This is a genomic window from Allobosea sp. (genome assembly GCF_048595345.1).
Taxonomy (GTDB): domain Bacteria; phylum Pseudomonadota; class Alphaproteobacteria; order Rhizobiales; family Beijerinckiaceae; genus Allobosea.
This window is the reverse complement of sequence record NZ_JBMDWH010000111.1, coordinates 1-6,126: the sequence shown is the minus strand read 5'-3', so window position 1 is coordinate 6,126 and position 6,126 is coordinate 1. Positions and strand designations below refer to the sequence as shown.

General features: G+C 68.0%; 8 protein-coding genes. 1 reads left to right on the top strand and 7 read right to left on the bottom strand.

Features of this window, described 5'->3' with window-relative positions:
• The 7 genes from ACOJTB_RS11415 to ACOJTB_RS11385 form a co-directional block, all read right to left on the bottom strand.
• Positions 1-302 (bottom strand): CobW family GTP-binding protein (locus ACOJTB_RS11415; protein ID WP_420102640.1); only part of this gene is annotated, 302 nt, incomplete at its 3' end.
• A gap of 72 nt (positions 303-374) precedes the next feature.
• Positions 375-1,313, bottom strand: coding sequence for a metal ABC transporter substrate-binding protein (locus ACOJTB_RS11410; protein ID WP_420102639.1), 939 nt, complete (start codon positions 1,311-1,313; stop codon positions 375-377).
• 37 nt (positions 1,314-1,350) lie between these two features.
• Entirely contained in the window at positions 1,351-2,226 is an 876-nt protein-coding gene (locus ACOJTB_RS11405; protein ID WP_420102638.1) for a metal ABC transporter permease, read from the bottom strand.
• A gap of 16 nt (positions 2,227-2,242) precedes the next feature.
• Entirely contained in the window at positions 2,243-2,974 is a 732-nt protein-coding gene (gene aztA / locus ACOJTB_RS11400) for a zinc ABC transporter ATP-binding protein AztA (RefSeq protein ID WP_420102637.1), read from the bottom strand.
• A gap of 11 nt (positions 2,975-2,985) precedes the next feature.
• Positions 2,986-3,141, bottom strand: a complete 156-nt coding sequence (locus tag ACOJTB_RS11395; protein WP_420102636.1) for a hypothetical protein — start codon at positions 3,139-3,141, stop codon at positions 2,986-2,988.
• Between the two features lie 117 nt (positions 3,142-3,258).
• Positions 3,259-4,908, bottom strand: a complete 1,650-nt coding sequence (locus ACOJTB_RS11390; RefSeq protein ID WP_420102635.1) for an OpgD/OpgG family glucan biosynthesis protein — start codon at positions 4,906-4,908, stop codon at positions 3,259-3,261.
• A 129-nt stretch (positions 4,909-5,037) separates the two neighbouring features.
• A complete protein-coding gene (locus tag ACOJTB_RS11385; RefSeq protein ID WP_420102634.1) occupies positions 5,038-5,277 on the bottom strand; it encodes a hypothetical protein in 240 nt (79 codons plus the stop codon).
• 171 nt (positions 5,278-5,448) lie between these two features.
• Between ACOJTB_RS11385 and ACOJTB_RS11380 the strand changes: the two genes are divergently transcribed.
• Positions 5,449-6,126 (top strand): gamma-glutamyltransferase (locus ACOJTB_RS11380; RefSeq protein ID WP_420102633.1); only part of this gene is annotated, 678 nt, incomplete at its 3' end.

The following is a 6,126-nucleotide window of genomic DNA, read 5'->3' as shown; positions in this document are numbered from 1 at the left end:
GGGTCGGCGAGGCCCGTCGTCTCGACGATGATCGCGTCGAACTTGCCCTTGCGCTTCATCAGCCCGTCGAGGATGCGGATCAGGTCCCCGCGCACGGTGCAGCAGATGCAGCCGTTGTTCATCTCGAAGACCTCTTCGTCGGCACCGACGACGAGGTCCCCGTCGATTCCCGCCTCGCCGAACTCGTTGACGATGACGGCGAACTTCTTGCCGTGATCCTCGGTGAGGATGCGGTTGAGAAGCGTGGTCTTCCCGGCGCCCAGATAGCCGGTGAGCACCGTGACGGGAATCTTGTCGGACATGGGGTGACCCTTGGTTCTTCAAACGGCGGTGCCGGAGCGCTCGTCACGCCCCGGCGTAAGCGCCTCCGGCGGTCAGGCCGGGCCGGCGCCGAGCGCCTTCTCGATCTCGCTTATATTGTGCTTCATCATGTCGATGTAAGTCCCCGCCGGCCCCGAAGCGTCGGAGAGCGCGTCGGAATAGAGCGTGCCGCCGATCTTGGCACCGCTCTCCTTGGCGATCTGCTCGATCAGCCGGGGATTGGTGACGTTTTCGAGGAAGACGGCCGGCACCTTCTGCGCCTTGATCTGGCGGATAATGCGCGCCACGTCCTTCGCCGAGGCCTCGGACTCGGTCGAGACGCCCTGCGGCGCGATGAACTCCACGCCATAGGCCTTCACGAAATAGCCGAAGGCGTCATGGGTGGTGATCGCCTTGCGCCGCTCGGCGGGGATGCGCGCGACGGCCGCCTTCACCTCGCTCTCCAGCGTGTCGAGCTTGGCGAGGTAGGCGGCGGCATTGGCGTCGTAGACCGCCTTGCCGGCAGGATCGGCGGCGTCCAGCGCGTCGCGGATATTGGCGACGTAGATCCGCGCATTGGTGATGCTCTGCCAGGCATGCGGGTCGTCATGGCCGTGATCGTGACCATGGCCGGCCTTGGCGTCGTGGCCTTCCTCCTCCGCCTCGATCGGCTTGATGCCCTTCGTCGCGGTGGCGACGGTCGCCTTGGCGCCGGAGGATTTGATCAGCCGCGGCAGCCAGCCTTCGAGATGCAGCCCGTTGATCACCACGAGTTTGGCCGCTGCCATGGCCTTCGCATCGGCCGGGGTCGGCGAATAGACATGGGCGTCGCCATTGGGCCCGACCAGCGAGGTCACAGCGACGCGGTCGCCGCCGACCTGCTTCACGAGATCGGCCAGGATCGAGAAGCTCGCCACCACGGGCACCTTCTCCTGGGCACTGGCCACGCCCGGCAAGGCTGTGAGGGCCAGCCCGGCCGCAAGGCAGGCGGCGAAGGCGCGACGGTTCATCATGGGAAGGCTCCGGAGAATATGAAACGGTATAACGTTTCTATCTCTCAAGATGTGGCCGGATCAAGGCACGGCGTGCAAGCCCGTCCTGCGAGCCGAACAGGAGCGAGAGGATGTAGAGCAGGCCGGCTGCCAGAATGACCGCCGGCCCGGCCGGCAGGCTGCTGCCCGCGGCATAGGATACGACGAGCCCGGCATAACCGGACACGATGCCGAAGCCGGTGGCCAGCAGAAGCAGCCGCGTGATGTCGGCCGTCCAGAACCGAGCCGCCGCAGCCGGCAGCATCATCATGCCGACCGCCAACAGCGTGCCCAGCGCATTGAAGCCGGCCACCAGATTGAGGACGACCAGCGCCAGGAAGGTCAGATGCACGAACCCGCCCGAGCGGCTGACCGAGCGCAGGAAGCCCGGATCGACGCATTCCATGACCAGCGGGCGATAGAGCGCCGCGAGGGTGAGCAGCGAGAGGGTGGTGACGCCCGCCAGCAGGATCAGCACGTCGTCGTCGAGCGCCAGCACATTGCCGAACAGGACATGCAGCAGATCGATCGCCGAGCCGCGCAGCGAGACGATGGTGACGCCGAGCGCCAGGGAAATCAGGTAGAAGGCCGCCAGCGAGGCGTCTTCCTTCAGCACCGTCGCGCGCGCCACCGCGCCGGCGAGCAGCGCGACGGCGAAACCCGCCGCAAGCCCGCCGAAGGTCATCGCGGGCAGCGAGAAGCCGGCGACGAGATAGCCCAGCGCCGCGCCGGGCAAGATGGCATGCGCCATCGCATCGCCGGTGAGGCTCATCCGCCGCAGCATCAGGAACACGCCGATGGGCCCACCGCCGACCGCCAGCGCGACGACGCCCACCAGAGCCCGGCGCATGAAATCGAACTCGGCGAAGGGGCCGATCAGGGTGTCGTAGAGCATCGGGCGCCCTGCTGGATCAGGCCGCGTCGCGCTGGCAGGGCTCGGCATGGCGGTCGAAGGCCTCGACCATGCGGCGCGCCTTCAGCAGGTTTTCGGGCGTCAGCACCTCCGCGGTGCGCCCCCAGGCCACCGCCTCGCGCGCCAGCAGCAGCGTGCGGGGAAAAGCCTGCCGCACCGTCTCGATATCGTGCAGCACCGCGATCACCGTCCGCTTCTCGCCATGCCAGCGCTGCACGAGCGCCAGCAGATCGGCGGTGGTGCGGGCGTCGATCGCGGTGAAGGGCTCGTCGAGCAGGATGATCTCGGCGTCCTGCAGCAAGAGCCGCGCAAACAGCGCCCGCTGCATCTGCCCGCCCGAAAGCGTGCCGATCGGCCGGCGCTCGAAGCCGGTCAGGCCGACGGCGGCGATCGCCTCGGCGATGCGCCTGGCAGCGGCCGCGCCGATGCGCCCGAAGATGCCGGCGCGGTTCCACAGGCCCATCGCCACGAGATCATAGACATGGATCGGGAAGGAGCGATCCAGCTCGGCCGACTGTGGCAGATAGGCCAGACGCTTGCCGGCCTGCAGCGCGACCGAGCCCGCCAGCGGCGCGAGCCGGCCGGTGATGCCCTTGAGCAGTGTCGATTTTCCGGCCCCGTTCGGCCCGACGATGGCGGTCAGGCTGCCGGCTTCGATCATCCCGGAGAGATGATGGACGGCCGGGTGGCGCTCATAGCCGAGCGTGAGATCGTTGAGCTGGATCGCCATGCGCTAACTCCTCAGGCGATCACAGCGAGCGTCGCCGCCCAGACCAGCGCGACGACGATGGCGGCAAGCCCCATCCGCGCCGCGGCAGAGAGGCGCAGCAGCGACCAGCCCGGCAGATCGGGCCGGGCGTGATCATGGGCGTGAACGTGGTCGTCGGCATGGGCCATATGCGATGATATAGTATTACAACCGCCCCGACACAACAGGGGCGGGGCATTTGCCCGAAACTCTGCTTAACATTCTCTGCCCGTCAGATTTCGCCGTCCGGAGGCTTCCGCCGGCCCTCAGAACGGCAGGTACTGATACATCCAGGTCTCGGTCAGCACCGTGTCGCCGGCCTTGAGATAGCAGCGCATCTCCACAGGCTCCCCGCCATCGACGGTGAGGTCGAACTGCGCCCGCCAATGGCCCGGCACGTCGTCCGGCACCGCCTCGGCGAAGGTATAGGAGAAGCTGCCGCGCGAGCTCCAGAGCACCACCTCGGGCTTAACGCCGAAGGGCACCGTCTCGAGGGCCGGCCCGAGGAACTCGACCATGAACTTGCGCACGCCGCGCGGGCGCACCGTGCCGGGCTGGCCGCCATTGCCGAGCCGCGTCGCGACGACGCGGCCGAGCGGCGTCGGATAGGGCTCGTCCGCGAGCCAATGCAGCTTGTAGGCGAATTCATAGGCGGTGCCGGCCTTGGCCGGGGCCTGTGGTACCCACATGGCCACGATATTGTCGTGGATCTCGTCATCGGTGGGGATCTCGATCAGTTGGACCGATCCCTTGCCCCAGCCGCCCAGCGGCTCGACCCAGGCGCTCGGCCGGCGCTCGTAGAACACGCCGTCGAGATAGTGATCGACCTTCCGATCGCGCTGCATCAGCCCGAAGCCCCGCGGATTCTCGTCGACGAAGGCCGAGGCGGTCGTGCGCTGCGGATTGTTGAGGGGCCGCCAGGCGCGCTCGCCCGCCCCGGTCCAGAGCGCGAGCCCGTCGGAATCATGCACCTCCGGCCGCCAGTCGACCGCAGTCGGCTTGGCGGTCTCCGAATACCAGTACATTGAGGTCAGCGGCGCGATACCAAGCCGCTCGACATCCTTGCGAAGATGCAGCGCGGTCTCGATCTCCGTGACGACGCCCTTGCCGCGATGCATGCGGAAACGATAGGCCCCGGCGACGCTGGGGCCCGAGAGCAGGGCGTAGACCACGACATGCTCTGCGCCCGCGGCCGGCGTCTCCAGCCAGACATGAGTGAAGTCCGGAAACTCCTCCGGCTTGCCGGCGACCGCCGGATCGATCGCGAGCCCACGCGCCGAGAGGCCGTATTGGTAAAGCTCGCCGATCGCGCGGAAATAGGAGGCCCCGAGGAAGGCGACCCAGTCGTTCTTCTTCCAGTCCAGCGCCTCGCCCTTGGGGCCGGGATGACCGCTGCGGCTTTCCTGGAAGCGGAATCCAGCGAAGCCGACGCCGCTGGGCAGCTGCTTGGCCGGCGAATCCGCCGGCATCTCGAAATAATTCTCGTCATAGACGATCTCGCGCGCCTGCACGCCCTCGACCACATACATCCGCACCGGCTTCTGGAAGTAGCGGCCGAGATGGAAGAAGGTCACCGGCCAAGCCGAAGGCCCGTTCGCCCACAGCGCCATCTCCGGCTTGAACCGGATCTTGCCATGCGCATCGTAGTCGATCTTCTGGAGAATATCGGGATTGGGCGATTGCGGCGCCTCATAGGGCACGGCCGCCATCTGCTTCGCCCGCGCCTTCAGCGCCTCGAAGGTAAAATCCTGCGGCTGGCCGAGCTTGAGCCCCTGCTGCGCCAGAGCCTGGGAGGAAAAGCCGAGCGCCGCGAGCGTCGCGGTCGCGCCGGCGCTGGCCAGAAGGGTCCGGCGGTCCAGCTGCCGGCGGTCGAAGAGAGGCTGACGGGGGCAGTCCTGCCCGGCGCTGTCTGACATGTCGATCCCGATAAGCGTGACGTCTGCGACGCTGGCCCGCCCCTGCCCGAACGGCAAGAGCTCAGCGGCGCCCATCCCCAGATAGGCAGAGGATCATGGCGAAAACAGCCCGGGCCGCGACGGACCCGCTCAATCGACCGTGGTGAGATGCTCGACCTTGAGCACGCGGCGCATCAGATGGAGCATCCCATAGCCCGCGAAGCCAGAGAAAATCGCCATCATGGCGTATTCGAACAGGGTGCCGAGCTCCAGCCAGCCTGCGAGCGCCCAGCCCGCGACCAGGGCCACGCCGAAAAGCTCGACGGCGATCAGGATGCCGAGCGAGACGACGATGGTGAGGCTGCGCCAGTTGGTGTGCCGTTCGGCCATGGTGTCCTTCTTTCGACTGCCGTCCCGGCAGACAACCGCGCTGCGGAGGGCCGCTCGCGCCGCCATGCATGGCAGGGAACTAGCGGAGCCGGCCGCGCCATGCAACAAAATCGCGCCCTGCGACCGCTCCGGCGACGAGATGGGTGTGATCTGGGAGATGGCAAGATCCTGATGCGCGATACGCCTGTCTTCGGTTCGGCCGCCGTGGCCGCGCCCCATGTCCTGGCTTCCGAGGCCGGCCGCGCGATCCTCGCCGAGGGCGGCAACGCCATCGAGGCGATGGTGGCGATGGCGGCGACGATCGCCGTGGTCTACCCGCATATGAACGGCATCGGCGGGGACGGCTTCTGGCTGGTGCAGGAGCCGAACGGCAAGCGCCACGGCATCGAGGCCTGCGGCCCTGCCGGCTCGCTCGCCACGATCGAGCGCTATCGCCGGCAGGGCCACGACACGATCCCCGCCCGCGGCCCCGATGCGGCGCTCACTGTCGCCGGCGCCGTCGGCGGCTGGCGCCTCGCACTCGACCTCGCAAAGGCGCTGGGCGGGCGCATCCCGCTGCGTGAGCTCCTGCTGGACGCCATCGGCCATGCCCGCGAAGGCTATGCCGTCTCTCCGTCCGAGGCGGGCAATCGGCCCAACGAACGCGATGCGCTGAAAGCCGCGCCCGGCTTTCTCGCCGCCTTCTGGCCGGAGGGACAGGCGCCGAAGGCCGGCAGCCTGCGCCGGGCGACGGCGCTGGCCGACACGCTCGCGCATCTGGCCGATGCCGGGCTGGACGATTTCTACCGCGGCGATATCGGCCGGGAGATCGCCGCCGATCTCGAGCGCATCGGCGCGCCGGTGACGCGC